Origin of the sequence: Pseudomonas sp. ERMR1:02, from assembly GCF_002277815.1 — a bacterium.
Lineage (GTDB): Bacteria > Pseudomonadota > Gammaproteobacteria > Pseudomonadales > Pseudomonadaceae > Aquipseudomonas.
This window is the reverse complement of the sequence record NZ_NKJI01000025.1, coordinates 22,680-46,492: the sequence shown is the minus strand read 5'-3', so window position 1 is coordinate 46,492 and position 23,813 is coordinate 22,680. Positions and strand designations below refer to the sequence as shown.

Sequence of the window (23,813 nt, the reverse complement as noted above, 5' to 3'; positions counted from 1 at the left end):
CCCGAGCACTGCTCCTGCTAGTTTGTGAATTATTGTTGTGGCAGGGTCGAGATCGGCGTTAAGACGGAACACTCACTGTGGTGTGGTTACACCTCTCGTGCCTGATTCAGGGGATCAGTAGTTCACGTCGACCATCACCATGCTCAACCTGCTCTCCGGTCAGGAGCAGGCGGCGGTCACTGAGGTAGTCATATTCGCGACGGGCAGTGCGCAGCAGGTCGAGATCCAGCTCTACCACCTGACGGCACTCTGCGCGCCCCGCTTCGAATAGCGTGCGCCCGAAGGGATCGATTGCTGCACTCCCACCGGCAAATACGAGGCCCTCATCGCCGTCGCCGACTCGATTCACCATCACCGCGAATGCTTGGTTTTCCTGAGCGCGAGCCATGATCGCGGTGCGGTGGACAGGGCCGTAGGGATCCATGTTGCCATTAGTGACCAGGATCAGCTCGGCGCCGAGTTGGCCGAGCGCCCGAGCACTTTCCGGCAACTCAATGTCGTAGCAAATCAGGATGCCGACACGGATGCCCTTCCAGAGCGCAGTGGCATAGCGGTCTCCTGGTTGGAACAGGCCGCGTTCCGACGGCCAAAGGTGAGTCTTGCGATAACTCAAGGCGATCCCTTGTGGGGTTACCAGCAAGGAGGTGTTGTAGAAGGTGCCGTTGTCGTTCTCAGCCAGGCCAACCAGCACTGAGACGTTCCGTTCGCGTACGGCGCGCTGCACGGCCTGCACACTTGGTCCGTTCAGGGGCTCGGCGACCTCGGCGAGCTGCTGCGCGCTGGCAAAACCCATCAACTGTGTCTCTGGAAAAATCAGCAGATCGGTATCCGCGGCGCAGGTAGCGATGGCCTGCAAGGTACGCTCTAGGTTATAAGCGGTATCGCCATCGCGACCGGTAAGTTGTACAAGTTCAATCTTCATCGGTGATCCTTTCACGTGTATTTGGGCTCGCAATCGCCAAACTGAACAGCACCCGCCAGGGCTGAATGGAGTATGGATAGCCATAAAACGGAAAGTAATCACTTCGATGGGGTAACCCCATATGGGTAGAAACGTGAGCATTACATTGCAGGACATGGCCTGGCACCAGGCGATTGGCAGGCTGATTGAGGCACTTGATCGTCCTAATTTCTGGCTGGCCCTGGTGCGTCTGTTGGATAGATACATTCCGGTGGACAGTTGGGTCGTGCTGATTTTCAGCAATGGCCGTCCGCAGGTGCTCGCAGAATGCCCAGGCAGGGATGGCGGGCCAGACCCGCTCTTTCAGGATTACCTCAAAGGCCTGTATCTGCTCGACCCCTTTTACCTGGCCAACCGAGAAGCACCGCAGAATGGTTTGTTTTGGCTTGCCGACGTGGCGCCGGAGTGCTTCGAACAAACCGACTACTACCAACGCTACTTCCGCCTCAATGTCGTTGCCGACGAAGTACATATAAACGTCCAGCTCGACGCAGAACGCACTCTCAGTCTGTCGCTGGGAAGTGAGTGTCTCTTCAGTGCAGAGCAGATCGCCCTACTCACACTCATCCAGTCCTGGGTTGCCGCCCTGATGCGTCAGCGCATGGCATTCGAGCGGGAGGCGCTGGAGCAGAACGCGTCGCCGACACCAAGTTGGCAGAGCTGGCTGGACTCCACGGACCAGCAGTTGGACACGCCGCTCTCCGCCCGCGAACTGGACGTCGGCCGGCTTATGCTCAGCGGCTGCTCGAACAAGGAGATCGCGCGCAAGCTGGCGATTTCCGCGGAGACTGTGAAGGTCCACCGCAAGCACATGTACAGCAAGCTCGGCATTAAATCTCAGTCCGAGCTGTTCTCACTGTTTTTGAACACGCAGAGCTAAATCCGTCGTTTCATGATGGTGTCTGTTCCCAAGACAATCGGCTTCGCCTCCGCCTCGCTTCCACATCAGACGAATGCCTACCTATCTCTCAAAGTCAGGCTTTATTGCGCAAAACTGAATGACTGCATTGGGTCGATTTCTGCCTGTCGCGACCGACGGAATTCGACGCAAAGCCGCCCTTCGTGGAGGGCGGAGATCGGCCAATAGCTGCCCTTCGCAAAGGGCATCTAGCGGCCAAAAGCAGACACTGGAAAGATCGACAAGACACGGGTGGCGCATGGTACTGAGAGTTTCGAGCTTTGCTCTATTGGCATGACAGCGCAGCTGAAACGTTACCGAATTAATTTTAACGTTGGACATACGTAGTGATCGTCAGCACGCCTGAAGACATTGGCCGCCAGACCGGCGCCATCGTGCTCGATCCGAAACTGGCGAACCAGGCGGTTTTCACCGCTGGCGACACCGCTACCTCCTCGCAACTGGCCGATACCGTCTATCGTTTGCTCACCCGCACCGTTGAGGATTTGATTGCGCGGAATTTCTATGACTGGGTTTTGATCGCATCGGTCACGGGATGCACCGTCCAGTGTTCGCGCGTAAGCATTCGGACCTATAAGGCACACTTATAGTCGATGGCATATTCACTATTATTTATAGTCCGGCAATGCTGTTTCACTCCCGTTATTACTTAGCTCGGGAGGGTGCCGTATGTTTCTTGCAGTTGGCCGCGACGACGAAGAGATCAATCTGCATTGGATGAGTTGTGTGGTCCCGAGACCGGTGGGGTGGGTTTCAACAGTTAGTGCGAGCGGCATACCGAATCTTGCGCCTTACAGCTTTTTCAATGCGCTGTCGGAGAACCCGCCAATTGTGGCGTTTGGCTCCAATGGTCGCCATGCACACGGAAGGAAAGACACCGCCAAGAACATCCTTGAAACCGGCCAATTCGTCTGCAACATGACCACCTTTGACTTGCACGCTCAGGTTCGCACGACCAGCGAAGGCGGCCGGCCCGACATCAATAAGTTCGAACGGGCCGGGTTGGATTTCGAAGCGTCCTCACTGGTGAAGCCTCCACGGGTCAAAGCCTCTCCCATCCACATCGAATGCGTGTTGTGGAAAACCGTTGAGCTTCCTTCGGAGCTGGAGGAGAACCTGCTGATCATCGGGCGAGTGGTTGGCGTCCACATTAATGATGCCTGCCTCACTGAAGGTCGAATCGACCTTTCCAGAATCCGGCCGCTCGCCAGGCTAGGTTATGGCCAATTCTCCACCCTCGGTGACATTGTCAAAGGTGGTGCGTGAGGAAATCGGCAAATTCCCGTGCGAGTTGCGAAGGCGCTTCCTGTGTGGGGAGCAAGAGCGCAACTTCGTATTTGATAGCGGGCGAAAAGGGTAAGAGCACCAGATTTTCCGTGAAGGGGCGACTGATCACCGGATCGACGATCCCGACACCCATGCCCGCGCTCACCAATTCGCAAGCCGTCGAAAAGAATTCCGTCTCGGCCACAACGTTCCAGGCTGATCCATGCGCGGAAAAAGCCATGGCCAACTGCTGGTAGATGGGGTCGCCTTTGAACAGGGAAACGAAAGGCACACCATCCAGGTCCGCTGGGGTAATCCGCTCCAGTTCTGCGAGAGGATGACCTGGCGGTACCATGCACCGACATTCGTACGAAATAACATGCATGTTCGAGGACGGGTAGTCGAGGGGAAGTTCGGCAATGGCCAGGTCGAATTGCTGCGTAGTCATCAACTCACGGACAGATTGAGAGTTTCGAGTGATGATTTTCAGCTCAAGTCCTGGGCGATCTTTCGCGAACTCGGCCATCAGGCGTGGCAACAGACTGATCGAGATGCTGGCATAGGCGGCGATTGCCAGATGGCCTCGTTTGCCGGTTCGGATTTCCCTAGCGATGCGATTGGTTTTCTCAACGGCCTCCAGCGCCCGCTCAGCCTCAACGAAGAACAGCCGGGCTTCCGGCGTAGGTTGCAATCGGCCTCCTTTGCGCACAAACAATGTAAGGCCCGTCTCATGTTCCAGATTGGCGATGGTGCTACTGACGGCAGGCTGGGAGATACCCAGCAACTCAGCCGCCCGCGTCATCGTGCCGTGAATCATCAACGTTCTGAAGCACTCAAGCTGCCGGATTCGCATGGATCATCCTATAGTTTTAGCTTATACCGAACCCAGTTTATATTATTGGTTTGCATAGTGATGCTGTGTTTTCCTTGAGTCCTGATAACCCGAAGCGCCGTTGATCAGTCTCAGACAGGAGAAAAAAACATGACCGCAATATCGTTGGTACATCCCGGTACGTTGACCCGCTTGCCTGCGCGACGGGGTGTCGCGATCAGGTTGAACCGTGGGCAAACCCTCAAACTGATCAATACTCATGGCCAGCAGGTTGTCGACACTTGGGCCTTCAACCCGGAGGACCTCTCGGAAGCCATGTCAATGGAGCACAGCCGTGCGTTCTGGTTGAAGCTGAACCCCAGCACGGGCGACAGTTTCCTGACCAATAAGCGGCAGGCAATTGTCACGCTTGCCGAGGACACAACACCCGGTGTGCACGACACGCTGGTCGCCGCGTGTGACCCGACGCGCTACGTGCAACTGGGGGTTGTCGGCCATCACGAAAGCTGCAATGAAAACCTTTTCCACGCCCTCGAAGTGCTCGGCCTGACCGTCCGCGAAACGCCAAGCCCGTTGAATCTCTTCATGAATGTTCCAGTCAGGCAGGACGGGCGCATCGAGTTCGCCACGCCAGTCAGTAAGCCAGGGCAATACGTGTGCCTCAGAGCCGAAATGGACGCTATTGTGGTGCTCTCTGCCTGTCCTCAGGACATTACGGCGGTTAACGGCATGCAGCCCCAGGATGTTCATTACAGCGTCTTCTAATGTCGAAGTACCTGCCGGTATGCGTTGTTGGCCGGCAGGCTGAAATCCGTTTTCAGCACACAATCAGGTGTGCGGAGAAAGCCATGCGCAAAATACCTCCACTCAGTTCTGTGCGCGCGTTTGAAGCGGTAGCGCGTCACCAGAGTTTTTCCGCAGCGGCCAATGAGCTTTCGGTCACCGTCGCGGCCGTCAGCCATCAGGTCCGGCAACTGGAAGACGGACTGGGGCAAAAGCTTTTGGAAAGGGGGCGAACCGTGACCCTTACGAACTCCGGCAAAGCGATCTATCCGCTATTGCGCGACGGCTTTGACCAAATTGCCCAAGCGTTTGCCCTGCTTGGATCGCCGAAAGCAGGGGATGCCATTGAGGTGTCCACCACGCGCGCGTTTGCGGAGCGATGGTTAATGCCGCGACTGGCGAAGTTTAACGCTATCTACCCCAACATCGTCGTGTCCATCCATGCCTCGGAGAAAGTCGTGGACTTGCGTTCCGAGCCAGTCGATCTGGCGATCCGTTATGGCCCGCTTGATGCGGACAGCCTGGCTGGGATGCTGTTTAAAGATCAATACATCGCAGTCGCGGACAAAAGCATTTGTCCCGCTGACCGTCCTGCGACCATCAGCGACTTTCACAATAGCTCGCTGCTTGCCTTCAAATGGAAGAATCAAGCGCTTGAAGCACCCTCGTGGTCAGCCTGGCTGGCGCGCGTGGACCACGACTTATCGCGGGACTTCCGGATTTCCTGGTACAGCGAAGAAACCCTGGCGCTGCATGCGGTTGAGCGCGGGTTGGGGCCTCTGTTGTGCAGCAATGTGTTGATCGACGAAGAGCTACGCTCCGGGAAAATGCAGCGAATACATGGTCCGAGCTTGCCGGGTTTCACCTACCACCTTATTGAACAGAGCCCCGGCAGCGCGCGCCGCAGCCTGGCGTTGTTCCGGGACTGGATCCTGAGCGAAGCCCAATCCTTCCGTGAAAATGCCCTCAATGAGAGATCAGCGCAAAATTCGGCGGTGATCGACTGATATCGCGCTACCGCGTGGCTGGCAAGCATGGGGGGCGAAGGCCTGCTTCGATCGCCAAGCATGCACCGAGCAATGCGTCGTCGCGGCCCTCGGTCGTCGCAAATAAGGTCGATGTGGCAAGGCCGATGCTGTCCTTGCCGGACGGAATGGCCACACCCGGCATATCCAGCAAACTGCCAATCATGGTCAGTGACAGGGTCTCGAGATTAACACGCGCGAACAGCTCGTCGTCCTCCGACAGTGACGCCATCGGCGGGGCGACATGCTTGACCGTCGGCAGGACCAGAATGGCGCCATCGAGCTCGTGTTCCATGGCTGTCATCAGCTCCGTGCGCAAATGGCGGATCCGGGATTCGCTGGCCGGTTCGATCTCTTTAGCCGCGCGCAGACGATGAAGTACGCGCCTGTCCATGCTGTGCCCTTGCGGACCTTCGACTATCGTTCCCAAAAGTCGCCATGCTTCAATTGCACCAAGCCAGCCCTCTCGCGCAATGAGTTCTCTGGTGCGGGCAACAGCCAGCACCGTCCGCCGCTCAACTTCCGCGCCGGCGGCTCGAAGCTGTTCCATCATCAAAACAAGGTTGTGCCGGACGGCGGGTTGCAACGCAGGGTCAGACATGACCCCGTCGTCGATCACAAAGCGCAGCCTGGAAAGGTCAGCTGCCTCGATGGCGACGTCCTGCATGCCACGCATCGCTGCATCCAACGCGACGCAATCCGCTACGGTATGGGCAAGCGGGCCCAGGCTATCGAGCGTGATAGCGAGGGGGTGCACGCCTGTCATGTTGTAGCGACCGGTGGAAGCCTTGTAACCGACCAGCGCATTGAACGCCGCCGGAATGCGGATCGAACCAGACGTGTCGGTGCCAATGGAGCAACTGACGATCCCGCGTTGCACAGCGATGGCCGAGCCCGAGGAAGATCCGCCAGGAACACGGCTTTCGCCAACTGGGACATCGCAGGTCGGAGTGCCGAAATGCGGATTCAGTCCGAGTCCGGAGTAAGCGAATTCCGTCAGATTAGTTTTCCCCAACGGGATCATCCCCAGTGCGCTCAACGCTGCAATAACGTGCGCATCCTCGACCGCAATCGGTGCATCGATGCGGGTTATGGAACCGGCGGTTGTTCGACTGCCGACGACATCCAGCAAATCCTTGACCGCGTAGGGAATCCCGTCGAAAGGGCTCAAAGGCGCCCCTTGCTGCCAACGTCGTGTCGAGGCTTTCGCATCGTCGAAAGCGCGCTGTTCCAGTACGGTAATGAACACATGCGCCGAGTTGTTGATCGCCGCTAGTGCAGATTCGATCAACTCATTCGGCGTCGTCAGGCCTTTTCTCAATCGCTCAGCGGTTTGCAGCAGGGTGATCATGTTTTTTCCTTTTTTTTTCGGCGATACCTGGTCATCAAGCAGGCGAAAGCTGACGTTGGCGATCTTCGACCAATTGCCTGACCAGCACTGCAATTGCATCAAATGCATCAGCGATCGACGCTTCGTGGCGGGTGTCGCCGAACTCCTGATAGTCGATGGAAATGACGTGAGTTTCGGTCACGCCCAAGTAATGAGCACAGGTCTGTATATGAGTATCGAGGTGGTTCATGGATTCGCGCACTCCACCTGGGCCAAATCCGAACTCCCCCCGGGAAGATAAAATAATCAGTTTTTTGCCGCTCATGATCGGTTCGAGTGGGAAATCACCGCGTTCAAGATCAAAGGTGAAGGTTTTGCCGATGCGAATGACTTTGTCGAACCAGGACTTGAGGGCTGCCGGCATTCCGTAGTTGTACATCGGCGTACCCATGACAATGACATCGGCGCGGTCAATCTCATCGATCAACTCATCCGAGAGGCGAATCTCCAGGCGTTTTTCCGGTGTCAATTGCTCTTCGGGAGTAAATACTGCGGCAATCCAGGCCTCAGTCGTGAACGGAGGAGGGTTGTGCCCAACATCACGGGTGATGACGTGAGTCTTTTCGTCGCGATCGACCCAGGCGTCGACAAATGCCTGGGACAGTTTGCGGCTCAGCGAACGATCGGATCGTGCACTGGCATCAATATGGAGAAGGGTAGTCATGTGATACTTCCTTTGCAGGTGAGGCGATATTGCCTTAATGGCTGCATTATTTGGCCACGACCATGGAGGGTCACGCTATTGACTAATATTTGAAGCGAGTTGAGTAAAGCTCAATCATTGAGCTTCATGTCCGGGCATGAATTCGCGCATGAATTGTTAACCGTTAGAAGCCATTTCATCGGGTAAATTGCTGCGCCATTGAGTAAAACTTAATGCGGTAATTTTTCTAAAAGCTCTTTTAGTTATTATCAATTACCTGAACGTACAGACCTCGCTTTAATAGTCCGGGGCGATTTACACGATCGCCGGTCAGCGAGGAAAACAACAATGTCAAACCATCGCAATGCTGAAAAAAAATTAACCAACCAAGCCAATTATGATGCGCTGGGCATCACGCCGGTGCCCGATAGTCAGCGTACGTCGACACCGCTGGACCAGTTCTGGATCTGGGCCGGAGCCAACGTCGCACCCATCAACTGGGTGCTCGGCGCCATCGGTATTCAGCTGGGTCTGAGCCTGTGGGAAACGTTATTCGTGGTGGTGGTAGGCAACCTCATGGGCGCGGCTCTGTTCGGCGGCATCTGCATCATGGGGCACCGCACCGGCGTGCCGCAGATGGTGCTATCACGATTGGCGTTTGGCCGTCGCGGCGCTTACCTCCCTACCATCATGCAAGTGCTCATGCCAATGGGTTGGGTGGCCACTAACACCTGGATCGTCCTCGATCTTGCCGTGGCGGCTCTGGAAAAAATCGGCATCAGTGGTGGTATGGAACTCAAGTATGGAATCGCTCTGGCGGTCATGATTCTTCAGGTGGGTATTGCGGCCTGGGGTTTCAATGCCATCAAGTGCTTCGAGCGTTACACCATGCCGGTGATTCTGTTAATCATGGTGGCAATGACCGCTCTGGCTTTTGCCCATGTGGATATCCAGTGGCAGGCGTCCACCCTTCAGGGTTTCGGCAAGCTGTCGGCAATGAGCAGCCTGATGACGGCGATCGGGATCGGCTGGGGTATTTCATGGCTGGTGTACGCGTCGGATTACACCCGCTTCACCCAGAGTCGATTGTCTGATGGTCAAGTTTTTCGATCGACGTTCCTAGGCATGTTTCTGCCCACTGTATGGCTGGCTTTTCTGGGCGCTGCCATTGCTTCGGGGGGCGGAGGTTCGGATCCTGCGCAATTGATCATCGCGGTGTTCGGCACGATGGCGTTACCGGTGTTGCTGGTGCTGTTGCATGGCCCGGTCGCCACCAACATCGTGGTTATTTATTCCGCAGCGCTGGCGACGTTGTCGCTGGATTTGCGTGTTCCACGCTGGGCGGTTTCGATGGTCTCAGGCGTGGTTGCGCTGTTGATGCTCTACCTGTTTCTGCAATCCGCCGAGTTTGTGCATGCCTTTGAAAACCTCATGGTCTTTTTTGTCGTATGGATCAGTCCGTGGGCGGGTATCACGCTGGTCGATTTCTTCCTGATTCGCCGTGGTCAGGTCGATTTGAAATCGCTGTATTGCCATCACTCTTTAAGTGCCTGTTCTGATGTGAATTGGAGAGGCGTATTTGCACTGGCCGTGGGCGTATTTGCAGCTTGGTTATTTCAGGTCGGAACAATTAAATCACTGCAAGGTCCGCTCGCAATGGCATTGGGCGGAATTGATTTGTCCTGGTTAGCGGGGTTTGGTGTGGGCGGCGGTATTTACTATTTACTGCATCGCTCACGCCGTGCAGAAGTTGTCAGCACTTCAGTGCTGGCCAAGTAATCGCTGTGTGTTCGTCTATTGAATGATTAGAGAGGAAACTGGGTATGACCCCTCTTGTACCCGGAACCCGAAGCCTGGTATCCGGCGCGAGCATAAGCCAGCGCGTGATCATCTCGGTGCGGCCGGGCGCCGGGACGTTCACCATCAACCCCCGAAACGGAAGCGACGCTATGAATAACGTCAGGATGGATAACATCAGTTGGGTCGACTATGAGCGCCGCGTGCAATCAGGCGCGGTGGTCATGCTGCCTATCGGCGCAACTGAACAACACGGACCTCATTTGCCCTTGGGCACCGACGCGTTGCTGGCCAGTGCAATCAGTGAAGATGTCGCCAAGATGATAGACGGCCTCGTCGCCCCGGCACTGTCCTACGGCTACAAGTCACAGCCAAAATGTGGAGGAGGCCAGCACTTCTGCGGGACCACCAGCGTGGACGGCGCCACTCTGATCGCCATGGTACGCGATGCCGTACGCGAGTTTCATCGCCATGGAGTGAAGCGTCTGGTGTTGGTGATCGGTCATTATGAAAACCAGTGGTTTGTCACCGAAGGCATCGAACTGGCCATGCGCGATATTGGTCCGAATAGCGGACTAGAAGTCATGCGCCTCGAGCATTGGGAATTCGTGAAATCACAGACACTCGACAAAATTTTTCCGGACGGTTTTCCTGGGATTGCGCTGGAACATGCTGCGGTCATCGAAACATCGATGATGCTGCATTACTACCCGCAGATGGTGTGCCTTGACCAGATTCCTGATCACGGACCGGCGCAGTTCCCAGTTTACGACATGTACCCCGCGCGCACTGAATGGGTACCAGCCAGTGGGGTGCTGTCATCTGCACTGGACTCAAGCGCGGAGAAAGGAAGGTGGTTGGTGAATGATGTTATCGGTGGTATCGCCCAAGCGGTACGATTCGAGTTCGGACTTGACTCGCTATAGGGACAGGCGACTTTCAGCGTCGCGGTGCATTGGTGTAATCGAGAAATTAACTGACTGATTCGTCCGTGCAAATAAATCTTCTAGAACCAGGTTTTTGGAAAGTCCCCAGCGCGACTGGTTCCAAAGCAGACTATTGCTGGCCTACTCTCGCGCAGCGGATCACACCCGAAACCCGCTGCGCGGAATGGAGCCACTGCCGATATTCGCCATCGAAGAGTTGCTGTCGCGGTTGATTATCGCTGGCCATATTGGTGGTTACACTCAGTTGATCGGAGTGCTGACGGGTGGCGTTTGCGTGTTAATCAATTTTTTACAATACGACGATTACTGGGATTTTACCGGCGCAGGCTGGTCAGTGGGTTTAGCAATAATTGTCTTGAGTTCTGCACTCATGGGGAATTTCAGGTTCAAGCCGTTAGGGGGGATAGGCTGAGTAAACCATTTATCGTAAATCGTGTTGATTTCACCTGAGACGAAAAGAGCTTTGATCGAATCATCGACGACTTTTTTGAGACTTGGATCACCTCGACGCATAGTACAGCCGTAGATTTCATTGGATTGCGGCGTTCCTGTGACCATCCAATCCTCTGGTTTCTTAGCTTTGGCCATCTCGCCTGCCAGCAACGCATCGTCTTGCATAAAAGCAATGGCACGACCGGACTCCAGCATTTGGTAAGACTCACCGATGTCTTTGGCAGAGATGACGTTCATGTTCATCTTTTTCTCGGCGTTCATTACCTTGAGCATCCGCTCGGCAGTGCTGCCAGCAGTTGTCACGACGTTCTTGCCGTTGAGATGGTCAAAGTCTTTGTAGATCGAATCCTTTCGGACCAAAAGTCGAGTGCTGGCTTCGAAGATGCCGATTGAAAATTCGACTTGCTGCGCTCTCTCTGCGGTATTGGTAGTAGAACCGCACTCCAGATCGACAGTACCGTTTTGCACAAGCGGGATGCGCGTTTGTGACGTCACCAGGTTGTACCGTACGTTCAGTTCGGGCATCTCAAGTTCTTGCTTGATAGCGTCGACAATTTTCAACTGGATGTCATGGGAGTAGCCAACTGGTTTGCCGGAAGCGTCGGCGAAGTAGGAAAACGGAATTGAAGAGTCCCGGTGGCCCAGGGTTATGGTCCCCGAGTTCTTTATTTTTTTAAGTGTTCCTGTAAGTTCGGCAGCTATTACTGGAGTAAAGGTCAACGCAGCCGTCAGAGTAACGCCCAGCATTGCAGGGAAGGTACGCATCAAAAGCTCCTCATAAGGGCAAGGCGAATCTTTTCCGGACTCGCCCATCTTTGGTTTGGCGAAAGGTCTCGCAGTTCCTGGCGTCTTGCTTATTGTTAGTGACGGTCCAACCAGACGGTCTGCGCATTACAGAATTCGCGCACACCGAAATGCGACAGTTCCCGGCCAAAACCGCTTTTCTTCACGCCGCCGAAAGTGACGCGTGGGTCGGTTGCGCAATAGCCATTGATGAATACGCCTCCGGTTTCCAGTTCGCCGGCCAGCTTCTGGGCCAGTTCGACATTGCGTGTGTAGATGGTCGAGGCAAGCCCGAATTCACTATTGTTGGCCAGCTCCAGTGCGTGTGCGGCGTCCCGCGCGGTGATGATCGAAGCCACGGGCCCAAATAATTCCTGTTTGAATGATGTCATCTGGTCGGTGACATCACCGAATACCGTCGGCTCGTAGAAGTTACCAGGGCCTTCGGCCTTTCTGCCTCCCAACAACAAGGTCGCACCTTCTTCCAGGGTGTCTCGGACCTGACGATCCAGTTCATCGCGCAGATCAAAGCGGGCCATGGGTCCTATGTAAGTGTCTGTGGCCAGTGGATCGCCGATGACCAACTTGGAGGTGGATTCGACAAACTTGCGGGTAAACTCCTCGACAACACCTTGCTCCACAATCAGGCGTTTGGCAGCCGCGCAGACTTGTCCGGTGTTTTGGTATCGGCCAACCACAGCAGCTTTCACAGCTTCGTCCAAGTCGGCGTCGTTGAGCACAATGAAGGGATCTGAGCCACCCAGCTCCAACACGCACTTCTTCAAGGCTGCACCCGCCTGCGCGCCGATAGCCATGCCCGCTCGGACGCTGCCAGTGAGCGTGACCGCGGCAATGCGAGTATCTGTTATCGCAGTGGAGACACCGTCGGCCGTGACATTGATGACTTCAAACACGCCTTCGGCAAAGCCGGCGCGTTTGAACGCATCTTGCAGCAGGTAGGCACATCCCATCACGTTCGGCGCATGTTTTAAGACGTAGGTATTTCCGGCAATCAACGCAGGAACGGCGCCGCGCAGCACCTGCCAGATGGGAAAGTTCCACGGCATCACGGCGAGAATCGGACCCAGTGGACGATACTCAATTCGTGCCTTACCGCCCTCGACCTGTGTGGGTTCGGCGGTCAGCATGGCGGGGCCGTGTTCGGCGTACCACTCGCAGAGCTGCGCACACTTTTCAATCTCACCGCGCGCCTGAGTGGTGGGTTTGCCCATCTCTTGCGTGATCATCTTCGCCATCGTTTCTGCGTTGTCGCGTAATGCCCTCGCCAAAGCGATCAGTGCTTGCGAGCGCATTTCGACGGGTTGGCTACGCCAGGTGGAAAACCCTGTAATCGCACGTGACAGTGACGCCTCCAGTTCCGCTGCGGATTCGAAGGGGTACTGGCCGATCTGCTCACCATTGGCGGGGTTGATCGAAATGGCATGGGTAAGGCTGGAAACGTTAGTCATGACACCGTCCTGCTGGGTGGGATTGGATGCATAGCTTCTAAGCAACAGCGCCGGTGTTGAATCAGATCGCGCGAGCCAAAATGGATTGTGCGCGACCAATAACCGGCGCATCGACCATTTGCCCATCCAGCACGAAAACGCCTTCACCTGAGCGAGCGGCTTCGATAATGCATTGCGCCCAGTGCAATTCTTCCAGGCTGGGTTTTAGCGCCTGATGAATGATCGCGACTTGGGTTGGATGGATACACAGCGCGCCACCAAAGCCCATGTCGCGTGCAAAATGAACAGCGCGCAGCAGCCCTGCGGTGTCCTGAATCGACGCAAACACGCCGTCCAGCGCTGGAGCGAGCGCTGCAACTCGGGTGGCGAGCAAAACGGAGTAGCGAGCATGGCTAAGGATTTCTTCAGCAGCAGGGCTGCCAGTAGTCAGGTTCAGGTCCAGACCCAGATCCAGACTGCCGAACGACAAGCGTTCAACGCCTAGAGTGCCGGCAATCTCGTTGAGTGCTGACAAGCCCTTGGCGCTCTCGATGATTGGCCAAATCGGTTTTTCGGTACCAGCAGCAGTGATGACCTGTTCCGCGCTTTCTGCTTTGGGTAGCAGAATTCCGATCACGCCGGCGTGGCGCCGGCAAAGGTCCAGATCCGCAACATGCGCCCAGTGATCCGGGGCATTCACACGGACCAGAATCCGTGCATCCGGAGCTTCGCTCAGGAAAGCGTCAAGATTATCCCTCGCCTGCTCCTTGAGGTTTTCTTGCACGGCATCTTCCAAGTCAACGATGACCCGATCCGCACCAGTGGCAATAGCTTTTGGGATGCGCGCTGGTCGAGTGGCCGGCACAAACAGGGCGGAGCGAACAATTGATTGGCTCATGGCGTTGCTCCATTGCTGAACTCGATCTCTCCGATCTGTGCTGTGCCGTCCTGATTACCAGCCCAAACCTGCGCCTTGCCGTTTTCGATTAGACGTCCGCCCACCTCGAAAGGCTGTGGCGAAATCAGCGGCCGTACTCCACGGAAAGTGAAACGCTCCAGGCGCGCAGTTGGATGCGCTTTGGTGAAGGCACGCAAGTTCAACGTTGCGATCAATGGACCATGTACCACCAGCCCTGGATAACCTTCGCTCTCTGTCACATAAGGCCAGTCATAGTGAATTCGATGGCCATTGAAGGTGACTGCGGAATAACGGAACAGCAGGGTTGGGGAAGGCTCGATCCGTTCCTGCCATTGGCCTTCAGGTAACGTTTCGGTGCCCTGCAGTTTGGGCGGGGTAGGTTCGCGGTAAACAATGTCCTGTTCATCTTGCAGGGCGAGTTTGCCGTCCTGGAAAAACTCATGACGTACCGTGACGAACAGCAAGGAACCCGTGCGACCGTGCTTCTCCTCGACGTTGAGGATGGTCGATAGACAGGTCACTTCAGCCTCCACTTTTATCGGCTGGTAAAACTCGATTCGGCTGCCCGCCCACATGCGATTGCGGTTATGGGCCGGCGGCAAAAAGCCCCCAAGCGCTGGATGGCCATCCGGCCCCAGTTCGCTGGCACCCACCGGCTCCTGAAAAAATGCCCAGTGCCACAGGGGCGGCAGTGGCTCACCGGGTTGTGGAGCCGACTCGCCCAATGTCGCGGCAATGCGTCTGACCAGAGTGAAACTGATCCGGTCCTGGCTTTCCTGACGTCGTCCAATCCAGGCGGAAAAATCGGAACTGCTCATATTCTTTGCTCCAGTCGGTCAGTGATCAGGCCAGGGCAGCCATTTCTGGAATCGCTTCAAAAAGATCCGCCACCAGCCCGTAATCGGCCACCTGGAAGATCGGCGCTTCTTCGTCCTTGTTGATCGCAACGATCACTTTGGAGTCTTTCATGCCGGCCAGGTGCTGGATCGCGCCGGAGATACCGACCGCGATGTACAGCTGTGGAGCAACGATCTTCCCGGTCTGACCGACCTGCATGTCGTTGGGTACGAAACCTGCGTCGACCGCGGCGCGGGAAGCACCGACAGCAGCGCCCAGCTTGTCGGCCAGGGCGTACAGGTGTTTGAAGTTGTCGCCGTTCTGCATGCCGCGACCGCCGGAAACGACGATCTTGGCAGCGGTCAGTTCCGGACGGTCGGACTTGGCCAGTTCTTCGCCAACGAAGCTGGAAGCGCCAGCGTCATGGGCAGTGGCAATGACTTCAACGGCAGCCGAACCACCTTCAGCGGCAACCGGATCGAAACCAGTGGCACGCACGGTGATGACTTTCACCGCAGCGCTCGATTGCACGGTAGCGATAGCGTTACCGGCGTAGATCGGGCGCTTGAAGGTGTCAGCGCTTTCGACCGAGATGATCTCGGAGATCTGGTCAACATCCAGCTGAGCGGCAACGCGCGGCAAGATGTTTTTACCGTTTGAGGTGGCGGAGGCCAGGACATGGCTGTAAATCGATTGCTGCTCGATCACCAGGCTGGCGACTAAAGGGGCGACATTTTCTGGAAGCAAGTTGGCGTATGCAGCGTTGTCGGCCACCAACACTTTTGCCACGCCAGCGATTTTTGCCGCGGCTTCAGCTACGGCACCCACGAATGCGCCGGTTACCAGCACGTGGATGTCACCACCGATTTCGGTAGCGGCAGCCACAGTGTTTAGCGTGGCTGGAGCCAGCACTTTGTTGTCCTGCTGGTCATTTGAATAGTCAGCAATAACCAAGATAGTCATTTAGATCACCTTCGCTTCGTTTTTCAGTTTCTCGACCAGTTCAGCCACCGACTTGACCTTGATACCCGCGCTGCGTGCAGTAGGCGCTTCGACTTTCACGGTCTTGTTGGTGGAGGCGGTGGAAACGCCCAAAGCGTCCGGAGTCAGCACTTCGAGAGGCTTCTTCTTGGCTTTCATGATGTTTGGCAGGGACGCATAGCGCGGCTCGTTCAAACGCAGGTCGGTGGTGACGATGGCCGGCAGTTTCAGGGAAACTGTCTGTGCGCCGCCGTCGACTTCGCGAGTCACGGCAACGCTGTCGCCGCTGATTTCGACTTTGGAGGCGAACGTACCCTGACCGTAGCCGCTCAATGCAGCGAGCATCTGGCCAGTCTGGTTGTTGTCGCTGTCGATGGCTTGTTTGCCAAGGATCACCAGCTGAGGCTGTTCCTTGTCGACCACCGCTTTCAACAGCTTGGCAACGGCCAGGGAAGTCAGGTCTTCAGCGGATTCGACGAGGATGGCGCGGTCGGCACCCAGAGCCAGCGCAGTGCGCAGTTGCTCTTGAGCGGTGGACGGGCCGGCGGAGACGACGACGATTTCAGTCGCAACGCGCCCTTCTTTTATAGAGAGTTCTTTCAGGCGTACGGCTTCTTCCACTGCGATTTCGCAGAACGGGTTCATCGACATCTTGACGTTGGTGAGGTCGACGCCCGAATTGTCTGCTTTGACGCGAACTTTCACGTTGTAGTCGACTACTCGTTTCACAGCTACCAGGATCTTCATTGGGCAGTGTTCTCTCAAAAACTTTGATCGTTGCAGGCAGGCCTTTTGTTTTCAGATCAAGGCTAAATCGCCCCGGCAGTGCGCATTTGTTCAATACGATCCGTACCCAGCCCCAGTTCCCTGAGCACCTGTTCGGTGTGCTGGCCGAGGCCCGGTACGGCATCCATACGTGGCTCGAACGCGCTGTTGCTACCGGGAGGTATCAAGCTAGGAACGGTGCCGGCAGAGGTTTCGACTTCCCGCCAGCGATCACGCGCCTGAAGTTGCGGATGGTCCCAAACACCTTGCATGTCATTGACCCGAGCATTAGCAATTTGCGCATGCTCCAACCGATCAAACACGGCATCGAAATTGAGTGTGGAGAACGATTCAACGATGAGTGCCCGCAGCGCTTGGCGGTTTTCGACGCGCTTGAAGTTGGCAGAGAAACGTTCGTCTTTCGCCAGTTCAGGAGTAAGCAGTACCTTGTCGCAAAACAGCTGCCACTCTCGCTCGTTCTGCAAACCCAGCATTACTGTTGTGCCGTCACCGATGGGGAAGGGGCCATAGGGGTAGATCGTGGCGTGCGCGGCGCCGGCGCGGGGGGGAGGTGTAGCGCCGTCGTAGGCGTAGTACATCGGGTAATTCATCCACTCGACCAGGCTTTCCAGCATCGACACATCGAGGTGGCTACCTTCGCCAGTGCGTCCACGCAACAGCAAGGCGGATAGAATTCCGGTGTAGGCGTACATGCCGGCCGCGATATCAGCAATCGAGCAACCGGCCTTGGCCATTTCTTCCTCACCCGGTCCGCCGGTGACCGAAAGGAATCCACCTTCGCTCTGTATCAACAAGTCATAGGCTTTTTTCTTTTCATAGGGGCCGCCTGCGCCGTAGCCTGAAATGTCACAGACAATCAGGCGCGGAAACCGCTGATGCAAAACCTCAAATGAAAGTCCCATTCGTGCTGCCGCACCCGGCGCCAGGTTCTGCACCAGGACGTCGGCGGTGGCCAGCAAACTGTCCAGCACCTCGGTGGCCGAATCCTGTTTCAGATCGAGGGTCAGGCTTTCTTTCGAGCGATTGGTCCAGACGAAGTGCGAGGCGAGACCGTTGACGCGTTGGTCGTAACCTCTGGCAAAGTCCCCCGTGCCGGGGCGTTCGACCTTGATCACACGCGCACCAAGGTCGGCCAGTTGACGGGTGCAGAAGGGCGCCGCAATCGCATGCTCAAGGCTGACGACGGTAATGCCATCGAGCGGACGGATACCTTTGGGTTGGCTCATGATTATTATCTCTCTTGTCATGGCTCCCCAGTCGCGCCTGCTTAAGCCGACGCACTGGGCTTTACGCTGTTCCTTTAGAAGGAGCGCGGCAGTTCAAGCAGGTGTTCGGCAACGTACGACAGGATCAGGTTGGTGGAGATGGGAGCAACCTGATACAGACGGGTTTCACGGAATTTGCGCTCGACGTCGTACTCGCAGGCAAAACCAAAACCGCCGTGAGTCTGCAAGCACGCATTGGCGGCTTCCCAAGAGGCTTTCGCCGCCAGGTACTTGGCCATGTTGGCGCTGGCCCCGGCGTTGATGCCGCTGTCGTATTCCTCGCAAGCACGCCAGCGCATCAAGTCAGCCGCTTCGATTTCAATGTGTGCTTCAGCGATGGGGAACTGAACGCCTTGGTTCTGCCCGATAGGGCGTCCGAACACGACGCGATCACGCGCATAGGCGCTGGCTTTTTCGATAAACCAGCGACCGTCGCCAATGCATTCGGCGGCGATCAGTGTGCGTTCAGCATTCAGGCCATCCAGGATGTAGCGGAAACCTTTGCCTTCCTCGCCGATGAGGCTATCGGCAGGAATTTCCAGGTTGTCGAAGAACAGCTCGTTGGTTTCGTGGTTGACCATGTTGGCGATAGGTTGCACGGTCAGGCCGTTACCGATGGCCTCACGTAGGTCGACGAGGAAGATCGACATTCCTTCGGACTTTTTCTTCACGTCGGCCAAAGGGGTAGTACGCGCTAGCAGGATCATCAGGTCGGAATGCTGAATTCGCGAGATCCAGACCTTCTGCCCGTTAATGACGTACTTGTCGCCGCGTTTGACCGCTGTGGTCTTGATCTTTGTGGTGTCGGTGCCGGTAGTAGGCTCGGTCACACCCATTGATTGCAGGCGCAATTCGCCGCTGGCCAGTTTCGGCAGGTAATAGCTTTTCTGCGCTTCGCTACCGTTACGCAGCAGGGTGAACATGTTGTACATCTGCCCGTGGACGGTGCCGGAGTTACCACCGCAGCGATTCACTTCTTCCAGGATTACTGAGGCCTCGGCCAGTCCGAGGCCGGAGCCGCCATATTCGACAGGAATCATCGCGGCCAGCCAACCTGCGTCCGTCAGGGCCTTGACGAAGGTTTCCGGAAAGCCTTTTTCTTCGTCGACTTTACGCCAGTAAGCCGCATCGAATTCAGCGCAAAGAGCGCGTACGCCCTCGCGGATGGCATTGAGTTCGTCAGAGTTGCGGTCAGTCATTATTATTCTCCTCAACGCGTCACGCATGACAACTGCCCTGCGTGACCGGATACGGGCATAGAATTGTCAGATCGGGTTGAAACCCAGCGCAGCACGAAAGCGATTTTTGACGTAGTGACCATCACGCGGTGGTAGCACGCGTGGCGGGTTTTCCGCTTTGATCTTGATCGTTGCGAGCTTGACGCCATCGCGTGTTGCGAAGCGCTCGCGCAGGTTGTGTACGCCTTCCATGTCACGGATTTCATCGGTCCAGCTGAAGCCGCAAGTTTTCGCGACCTGGTCCAGGGAAATTCCAAACCCCGCATGGCTGACCTGCATACCGGTCTCGCCAAAGTGACCGTTATCCAACACCGCAATAGTCAGGTTGGCGGGCTTTTGAAGCGCGACGGTGGCCAGGGCGCCGAAGCCCATGAGCAACTCACCATCACCGGTGATTACCACCACCGACTTGTCAGGCTGTGCATTAGCCAGACCCAGGCCAACCGTAATGGCACTGCCCATGGCGGCCCAGAGGTAATAATTCAGATCATTGTCCCCAGCGGCCATGACGTCATAGGACGCCGAGCCCAGGCCGGTCACGACCAGCACGTCTTTGCGGTCGGCCAGGAGGGTTTTAACCACTTCGCGGCGGCACAGAATGTGGTTTGCGCTTACTTGACCCATTTCTTTTCTCCAATCAGGCGCTGACCGAGCAGCAGGGCAGTGGAGGAATCTCCGTTGAATGCCATGGTCGCGGCACCGTGAAGAAGTGGAGCGACGTCTTCCGGGACGTCCGCGCGCCAGGTCATGACCTTCATCAGGTTCAGAGAGGCTTCGGTTGCCTGACCCATAGGGTTCTGCCACGCGTTGAATTCGGCCCAGTCGCCACGCATGGTGACAACCATCAACAGCGGGAAGCCGGCGCAGACTTGAAGAGCCAGAGTGTTGATGCAGTTTCCGACGCCGCTGGACTGCATCAAGAGGGCTCCGCGCTCCCCTCCAAGCCAGGCGCCAGCAAGATAGCCGATGCCTTCTTCTTCAGTGGTAAGGACGACGGCCTTGATGTCGGGGTCTGCATAGGACATTCGGATGGCCGCGGAATGGCCTGCGTCCGGTACGAAGACCACGTGTTTGACGTTGTGGGCCTTGAGCACGCGGAACACGTCCTCCTGCCAATCCTGTCCTACGGTTTGTTCAGCTTCTGTTGACATACCCATCTCCCAAGCAGTGCTGCTTTTGTGTTTTCACACATTCTGGGAGGGATGGAGGAGAAGGACGACTACCGTTTTTGTCTTTGAGATATGCCCATTTTGTATAGCTGGTTGAGGTGTGCGTGGCATGCCGGGCAAATGCGATAGCCACGCTTTATGGGAAGGGAGAATGATCAACGCACAGAGGTGCAGAATGTACGGATCGCCTCGCAAGCCCGGCGCAATGAAGCATCGTCCAGTGCATAGGCAATACGAATGTAAGGACCAAGGCCAAAAGCACTGCCATGCACCACGGCCACATCGGCCTCATCGAGTAGCGCATGTGCAACATCTTCGTCGGTGTGCAGTACTCGGCCACCCGGTGAGGTACGGCCGATCAATCCGGCGCAGGAGGCGAACGCGTAAAAAGCCCCTGCCGGACTGACACATTCAAGACCTTGCGTGTTGTTCAGCAGCGCCACCATCAAATCGCGACGACTCTGGAAAGCGGCACGGCTTTCACGGATAAAGTCCTTGGGGCCGTCCAGAGCAGCAATTGCGGCTTGTTGCGAAATCGAGCTGGCGCCAGAGGTTTGCTGACCTTGCAGTTTTTCCATAGCCTCCAGCAGCCAGCGTGGTCCCGTAGCAAAGCCGATGCGCCAACCGGTCATGGCATAGGCCTTGGACACACCGTTCATGGTCAGGGTTCGCGGTGCCAGCCGCGGTTCGACCTGGGCCAGGGTATGGAAAGTTTGGTCGTCGAAGATCAGATGCTCGTAGATGTCATCAGCCAGAATCAGCACGTGAGGATTAGCCAACAACACCTCAGCCAAAGCTTGCAGTTCGTCCCGGCTGTACACCGCGCCGGTCGGGTTGGACGGCGAATTGAGGATTAACCAGCGGGTATGCGGCGTGATCGCCGCGGCCAACGCGGCTGGTGTTAGCTTGAAGCCGGTCCTTGAATCGCACGTCACGATCCGGGCCTCACCTCCACACAATTGAACCATCTCCGGGTAGCTGACCCAGTACGGCGCCGGCACGATGACCTGATCGCCCTCATTAAGGGTCGCAGCCAAGGCGTTGTAGATCACCTGTTTGCCACCGTTACAGACGAGGGTGTCCTGCCAGGTGACATCCAGACCATTCTCGCGGTGGAACTTGGCGGCCACCGCTTCTCGCAGTGAACGGACCCCGGCAACTTGGGTGTAGCGGGTATGGCCGTGCTCGATGGCGATGATTGCCGCTTCGCGAACATGCTTGGGCGTATCGAAATCTGGCTCGCCGGCGCATAGCGAAATGATCTTCGCGCCTTGTGCCCGACGTTCCGCCACACGGTCCATGATCCGATAAGTCGCTGATGGTCGTGCGCTGGCCAGACGTTGATTCAGTCGTTGGATATCGACGCTCATGCGCGGGTTCTCCACTCAGTCAGGTTCATCAGTTCCAGTGTCGAACGGCCTTCGGTCAATGCCTGCATCATCTGCGCTTCCTTGCTCGCGCGCGCCTCGCCTTCAGCCAGAGTGCGTGCCGCATCCGCCTTGGGAATGATGATCACGCCGTCATCGTCGGCCACCACCAGATCGCCTGTGCAACGTGTGCACCGTTGAAATCAAACGCTTGGCCCACCGAGGGAGCGCTGGCCTTAACGGTGCCTTTGACCGAGATGCCGCGGGCAAATACTGGAAACTGACGTTTCTTGAGGGCCGCTATATCGCGAACGCCACCATCAATCACAAGACCGACCACGCCAGCCGCTTCAGCCGCCACGGTTAGCACTTCGCCCCAGTAACCGGCGATGAAGCTACCTGTACCTACAACCAATACACTGCCACGAGGCACTCGTTCCATGGCCAAGTGCAGAGCGAGGTTGTCACCCGGCGAACATTCCAGCGGGTAGGCGGGGGCAGCGATGAAGGCGCCGTCCCAAATTGGACGGATCGCACTGTCGACCGCACAAGGAAGATGGGACGCTTCATACAGCGTCGAGCTGCCCAACACTTTTGCACGTTCGTGGAAATTCAGGGGGAGGGGGAGCGTGGTCATCAGACTTTCCTCTGCAAGCTGTGGTAACCCAATGCGGCCCGGGCTTCTTTAAGGGTTTTGCCTTGAGCGATCAGGGCGCGAATGTCGGCTTCGACCGATTCGATCTGACGAGCACACGCAGCCACTTCAGCTGCACGAGCGCGGGGGACGATCACCACGCCGTTGGCGTCGGCGACCACGATGTCGCGAGCACATACTCGAGCGGCGCCGATGGACACTGGCTGGTTGACCGACTGAACCTGTACACGGTCTTTGCCGGTGCGCATGAAGCGGCCTTTGCTGAAGATCGGGTAGCCATCGCCCAGTGCTTTGTTCACGTCACGGCAACACCGTCAATGACAGTGGCAGCGATCTGCCGAGTACCGGCGTATTGGGTCATGATGTCGCCCCAGACGGTGCAGTCAGTGCGGCCACCGTTGTCGATGACCACCACATCGCCGGGTGCCACGTCTTCGATGAAATCGCCTACTGTGCCCGGAGGTACGCTGGCCGTGACGTACTGCACGGTGAAGGCCGGGCCGACGATAACCTTGCTGTAGTTGTCCAGCGGCGCCACGCCGAGGCATGGACCGGGCAGGCCTAGTTTGTCCAGGGCATCGGAGACGCCTGGGGTGTCGAGGCCTTCAAATAAGGCGACCAGGGTTTGATCTTCAAGATTCATCAGGCGTGCTCCACGTGGATCGCTTCGAATTGGGTGTCATGCATGACCTCGGCTACCGAACGGCCGCTGCGCACTGCCTCGACCATTGCGTCCTGGCGGCGGGCGATGCGCTCGCCAAGGTCGACCACTTTCTCGATATAGGCTTGTGGGACGAACACAGTTCCGCAGGTATCGGCAATGACATAGTCGTCTTCACTGACGTCGACGCCGGCCACTTTTATGGTCACGGCCGCGTCGATCTGAATGACTCGATTGCGGGCACTGATCATGGTGACCCCGCGTCCGTAAACCGGGTAGCCAATCGACTCGCTGCCATCGATGTCTCGACTGAAACCATCGATCACAGTGCCGCGTACTTTCTTGCGGGCCGACGCGTTGGCCAGGATGTCGCCCCAGCAGGAGATGCCCTCGATACCGCCGGCGATCACTAGTACACGGTCGTCACTATCGATCTGTTCAACCACTGGGGTAATCAGATGCACTGTAGGTGCACTGTCAGATTTCCGGGCCAGTTGTACCGTACTGGCGCGGCCAACGATCTTTGGGCAGTTCCACAGTGGGCGCAGCCCCACAGTGGCGCCAGGCAGGCCAAGGAAGTCGAGCGCATCGGACACCGTGTTGGTATCCAGCGCTGCCAAGCGATTTAGCAAACTCTCATGGATCATGGGGTAGCCCCTCTAGTGACGAGGCGCCCAGTGTCGGTGAG

General features: G+C 56.7%; 23 protein-coding genes and 2 pseudogenes. 7 read left to right on the top strand and 18 right to left on the bottom strand.

Annotated features, from left to right (window positions below; all coding sequences use genetic code 11):
* Positions 1 to 106: 106 nt before the first annotated feature.
* A complete protein-coding gene (locus CES87_RS28635) occupies positions 107 to 922 on the bottom strand; it encodes a carbon-nitrogen hydrolase family protein (protein ID WP_128608747.1) in 816 nt (271 codons plus the stop codon).
* A 133-nt stretch (positions 923 to 1,055) separates the two neighbouring features.
* Here CES87_RS28635 and CES87_RS28630 point away from each other — a divergent pair, with 133 nt between their 5' ends.
* The 3 genes from CES87_RS28630 (at position 1,056) to CES87_RS28620 (ending at position 3,146) form a co-directional block, all read left to right on the top strand.
* The gene (locus tag CES87_RS28630) at positions 1,056 to 1,841 is read left to right on the top strand and encodes a LuxR C-terminal-related transcriptional regulator (RefSeq protein WP_128608746.1); all 786 of its coding nucleotides are present in this window, start codon (positions 1,056 to 1,058) and stop codon (positions 1,839 to 1,841) included.
* 365 nt (positions 1,842 to 2,206) lie between these two features.
* Positions 2,207 to 2,470, top strand: a complete 264-nt coding sequence (locus CES87_RS28625; protein WP_128608745.1) for a hypothetical protein — start codon at positions 2,207 to 2,209, stop codon at positions 2,468 to 2,470.
* A gap of 79 nt (positions 2,471 to 2,549) precedes the next feature.
* A complete protein-coding gene (locus CES87_RS28620) occupies positions 2,550 to 3,146 on the top strand; it encodes a flavin reductase family protein (protein WP_128608744.1) in 597 nt (198 codons plus the stop codon).
* Here CES87_RS28620 and CES87_RS28615 read toward each other — a convergent pair.
* The gene (locus CES87_RS28615; RefSeq protein WP_128608743.1) at positions 3,130 to 3,999 is read right to left on the bottom strand and encodes a LysR family transcriptional regulator; all 870 of its coding nucleotides are present in this window, start codon (positions 3,997 to 3,999) and stop codon (positions 3,130 to 3,132) included. The genes CES87_RS28620 and CES87_RS28615 overlap by 17 nt on opposite strands.
* 129 nt (positions 4,000 to 4,128) lie before the next feature.
* Between CES87_RS28615 and CES87_RS28610 the strand changes: the two genes are divergently transcribed.
* Both CES87_RS28610 and CES87_RS28605 read left to right on the top strand, forming a co-directional pair.
* Positions 4,129 to 4,743, top strand: coding sequence for a DUF1989 domain-containing protein (locus tag CES87_RS28610; RefSeq protein WP_128608742.1), 615 nt, complete (start codon positions 4,129 to 4,131; stop codon positions 4,741 to 4,743).
* Complete coding sequence (locus tag CES87_RS28605; protein ID WP_256591126.1) at positions 4,743 to 5,768, top strand: LysR substrate-binding domain-containing protein; 1,026 nt, start codon at positions 4,743 to 4,745, stop codon at positions 5,766 to 5,768. The genes CES87_RS28610 and CES87_RS28605 overlap by 1 nt, the downstream gene beginning before the upstream one ends.
* 7 nt (positions 5,769 to 5,775) lie before the next feature.
* Here CES87_RS28605 and CES87_RS28600 read toward each other — a convergent pair whose 3' ends face one another.
* A complete protein-coding gene (locus CES87_RS28600) occupies positions 5,776 to 7,245 on the bottom strand; it encodes an amidase family protein (protein WP_256591125.1) in 1,470 nt (489 codons plus the stop codon).
* Positions 7,172 to 7,840: an FMN-dependent NADH-azoreductase gene (locus tag CES87_RS28595; protein WP_128608741.1), complete on the bottom strand. Its 669-nt coding sequence runs from the start codon at positions 7,838 to 7,840 to the stop codon at positions 7,172 to 7,174. Before CES87_RS28595 ends, CES87_RS28600 begins: the two co-directional genes overlap by 74 nt.
* A gap of 327 nt (positions 7,841 to 8,167) precedes the next feature.
* Here CES87_RS28595 and CES87_RS28590 point away from each other — a divergent pair, with 327 nt between their 5' ends.
* Both CES87_RS28590 and CES87_RS28585 read left to right on the top strand, forming a co-directional pair.
* Entirely contained in the window at positions 8,168 to 9,598 is a 1,431-nt protein-coding gene (locus CES87_RS28590; protein WP_128608740.1) for a cytosine permease, read from the top strand.
* Positions 9,599 to 9,768: 170 nt separating this feature from the next.
* Complete coding sequence (locus tag CES87_RS28585) at positions 9,769 to 10,542, top strand: creatininase (protein ID WP_128608764.1); 774 nt, start codon at positions 9,769 to 9,771, stop codon at positions 10,540 to 10,542.
* A 324-nt stretch (positions 10,543 to 10,866) separates the two neighbouring features.
* On the opposite strand, the gene CES87_RS28580 is transcribed toward CES87_RS28585, so the two are convergent.
* From CES87_RS28580 to CES87_RS28515, 14 genes and pseudogenes are all read right to left on the bottom strand, one after another.
* Positions 10,867 to 11,781 carry a transporter substrate-binding domain-containing protein gene (locus tag CES87_RS28580; protein ID WP_128608739.1) on the bottom strand — a complete coding sequence of 305 codons (915 nt, stop codon included), beginning with the start codon at positions 11,779 to 11,781 and terminating at the stop codon, positions 10,867 to 10,869.
* A gap of 95 nt (positions 11,782 to 11,876) precedes the next feature.
* Positions 11,877 to 13,268 carry an aldehyde dehydrogenase family protein gene (locus CES87_RS28575; RefSeq protein ID WP_128608763.1) on the bottom strand — a complete coding sequence of 464 codons (1,392 nt, stop codon included), beginning with the start codon at positions 13,266 to 13,268 and terminating at the stop codon, positions 11,877 to 11,879.
* Between the two features lie 61 nt (positions 13,269 to 13,329).
* Positions 13,330 to 14,145 carry a CoA ester lyase gene (locus tag CES87_RS28570; protein WP_128608738.1) on the bottom strand — a complete coding sequence of 272 codons (816 nt, stop codon included), beginning with the start codon at positions 14,143 to 14,145 and terminating at the stop codon, positions 13,330 to 13,332.
* On the bottom strand, positions 14,142 to 14,984 hold the full coding sequence (locus CES87_RS28565) for a MaoC family dehydratase N-terminal domain-containing protein (RefSeq protein ID WP_128608737.1): 843 nt from the start codon (positions 14,982 to 14,984) through the stop codon (positions 14,142 to 14,144). The genes CES87_RS28570 and CES87_RS28565 overlap by 4 nt, the downstream gene beginning before the upstream one ends.
* Positions 14,985 to 15,009: 25 nt before the next feature.
* On the bottom strand, positions 15,010 to 15,966 hold the full coding sequence (locus CES87_RS28560) for an electron transfer flavoprotein subunit alpha/FixB family protein (protein ID WP_128608736.1): 957 nt from the start codon (positions 15,964 to 15,966) through the stop codon (positions 15,010 to 15,012).
* Positions 15,967 to 16,731: an electron transfer flavoprotein subunit beta/FixA family protein gene (locus tag CES87_RS28555; RefSeq protein ID WP_128608735.1), complete on the bottom strand. Its 765-nt coding sequence runs from the start codon at positions 16,729 to 16,731 to the stop codon at positions 15,967 to 15,969.
* Positions 16,732 to 16,793: 62 nt separating this feature from the next.
* Positions 16,794 to 17,996 carry a CaiB/BaiF CoA-transferase family protein gene (locus tag CES87_RS28550; protein ID WP_178081495.1) on the bottom strand — a complete coding sequence of 401 codons (1,203 nt, stop codon included), beginning with the start codon at positions 17,994 to 17,996 and terminating at the stop codon, positions 16,794 to 16,796.
* Positions 17,997 to 18,070: 74 nt separating this feature from the next.
* Complete coding sequence (locus CES87_RS28545) at positions 18,071 to 19,234, bottom strand: acyl-CoA dehydrogenase family protein (RefSeq protein ID WP_128608733.1); 1,164 nt, start codon at positions 19,232 to 19,234, stop codon at positions 18,071 to 18,073.
* 66 nt (positions 19,235 to 19,300) lie between these two features.
* Positions 19,301 to 19,897, bottom strand: coding sequence for a thiamine pyrophosphate-dependent enzyme (locus CES87_RS28540; RefSeq protein ID WP_128608732.1), 597 nt, complete (start codon positions 19,895 to 19,897; stop codon positions 19,301 to 19,303).
* The gene (locus CES87_RS28535) at positions 19,885 to 20,424 is read right to left on the bottom strand and encodes a thiamine pyrophosphate-binding protein (RefSeq protein ID WP_019579805.1); all 540 of its coding nucleotides are present in this window, start codon (positions 20,422 to 20,424) and stop codon (positions 19,885 to 19,887) included. The genes CES87_RS28540 and CES87_RS28535 overlap by 13 nt, the downstream gene beginning before the upstream one ends.
* A gap of 173 nt (positions 20,425 to 20,597) precedes the next feature.
* On the bottom strand, positions 20,598 to 21,812 hold the full coding sequence (locus CES87_RS28530; RefSeq protein WP_128608731.1) for a pyridoxal phosphate-dependent aminotransferase: 1,215 nt from the start codon (positions 21,810 to 21,812) through the stop codon (positions 20,598 to 20,600).
* Positions 21,809 to 22,446: pseudogene (locus CES87_RS28525) on the bottom strand (RraA family protein). Before CES87_RS28525 ends, CES87_RS28530 begins: the two are co-directional and overlap by 4 nt.
* Positions 22,446 to 23,107, bottom strand: a pseudogene (locus tag CES87_RS28520) (RraA family protein). The pseudogenes CES87_RS28525 and CES87_RS28520 overlap by 1 nt, the downstream one beginning before the upstream one ends.
* Entirely contained in the window at positions 23,107 to 23,772 is a 666-nt protein-coding gene (locus tag CES87_RS28515; protein ID WP_128608730.1) for an RraA family protein, read from the bottom strand. Before CES87_RS28515 ends, CES87_RS28520 begins: the two are co-directional and overlap by 1 nt.
* Positions 23,773 to 23,813 lie beyond the last annotated feature (41 nt).

Bases quoted from the DNA above. Each gene is read 5' to 3' on its own strand.
- CES87_RS28635 (WP_128608747.1), bottom strand. From the start codon at position 922: ATGAAGATTGAACTTGTACAACTTACCGGTCGCGATGGCGATACCGCT.
- CES87_RS28620 (WP_128608744.1), top strand. From the start codon at position 2,550: ATGTTTCTTGCAGTTGGCCGCGACGACGAAGAGATCAATCTGCATTGG.
- CES87_RS28615 (WP_128608743.1), bottom strand. From the start codon at position 3,999: ATGCGAATCCGGCAGCTTGAGTGCTTCAGAACGTTGATGATTCACGGC.
- CES87_RS28610 (WP_128608742.1), top strand. From the start codon at position 4,129: ATGACCGCAATATCGTTGGTACATCCCGGTACGTTGACCCGCTTGCCT.
- CES87_RS28605 (WP_256591126.1), top strand. From the start codon at position 4,743: ATGTCGAAGTACCTGCCGGTATGCGTTGTTGGCCGGCAGGCTGAAATC.
- CES87_RS28600 (WP_256591125.1), bottom strand. From the start codon at position 7,245: ATGCATTTGATGCAATTGCAGTGCTGGTCAGGCAATTGGTCGAAGATC.
- CES87_RS28595 (WP_128608741.1), bottom strand. From the start codon at position 7,840: ATGACTACCCTTCTCCATATTGATGCCAGTGCACGATCCGATCGTTCG.
- CES87_RS28590 (WP_128608740.1), top strand. From the start codon at position 8,168: ATGTCAAACCATCGCAATGCTGAAAAAAAATTAACCAACCAAGCCAAT.
- CES87_RS28585 (WP_128608764.1), top strand. From the start codon at position 9,769: ATGAATAACGTCAGGATGGATAACATCAGTTGGGTCGACTATGAGCGC.
- CES87_RS28580 (WP_128608739.1), bottom strand. From the start codon at position 11,781: ATGCGTACCTTCCCTGCAATGCTGGGCGTTACTCTGACGGCTGCGTTG.
- CES87_RS28575 (WP_128608763.1), bottom strand. From the start codon at position 13,268: ATGACTAACGTTTCCAGCCTTACCCATGCCATTTCGATCAACCCCGCC.
- CES87_RS28570 (WP_128608738.1), bottom strand. From the start codon at position 14,145: ATGAGCCAATCAATTGTTCGCTCCGCCCTGTTTGTGCCGGCCACTCGA.
- CES87_RS28565 (WP_128608737.1), bottom strand. From the start codon at position 14,984: ATGAGCAGTTCCGATTTTTCCGCCTGGATTGGACGACGTCAGGAAAGC.
- CES87_RS28560 (WP_128608736.1), bottom strand. From the start codon at position 15,966: ATGACTATCTTGGTTATTGCTGACTATTCAAATGACCAGCAGGACAAC.
- CES87_RS28555 (WP_128608735.1), bottom strand. From the start codon at position 16,731: ATGAAGATCCTGGTAGCTGTGAAACGAGTAGTCGACTACAACGTGAAA.
- CES87_RS28550 (WP_178081495.1), bottom strand. From the start codon at position 17,996: ATGAGCCAACCCAAAGGTATCCGTCCGCTCGATGGCATTACCGTCGTC.
- CES87_RS28545 (WP_128608733.1), bottom strand. From the start codon at position 19,234: ATGACTGACCGCAACTCTGACGAACTCAATGCCATCCGCGAGGGCGTA.
- CES87_RS28540 (WP_128608732.1), bottom strand. From the start codon at position 19,897: ATGGGTCAAGTAAGCGCAAACCACATTCTGTGCCGCCGCGAAGTGGTT.
- CES87_RS28535 (WP_019579805.1), bottom strand. From the start codon at position 20,424: ATGTCAACAGAAGCTGAACAAACCGTAGGACAGGATTGGCAGGAGGAC.
- CES87_RS28530 (WP_128608731.1), bottom strand. From the start codon at position 21,812: ATGAGCGTCGATATCCAACGACTGAATCAACGTCTGGCCAGCGCACGA.
- CES87_RS28515 (WP_128608730.1), bottom strand. From the start codon at position 23,772: ATGATCCATGAGAGTTTGCTAAATCGCTTGGCAGCGCTGGATACCAAC.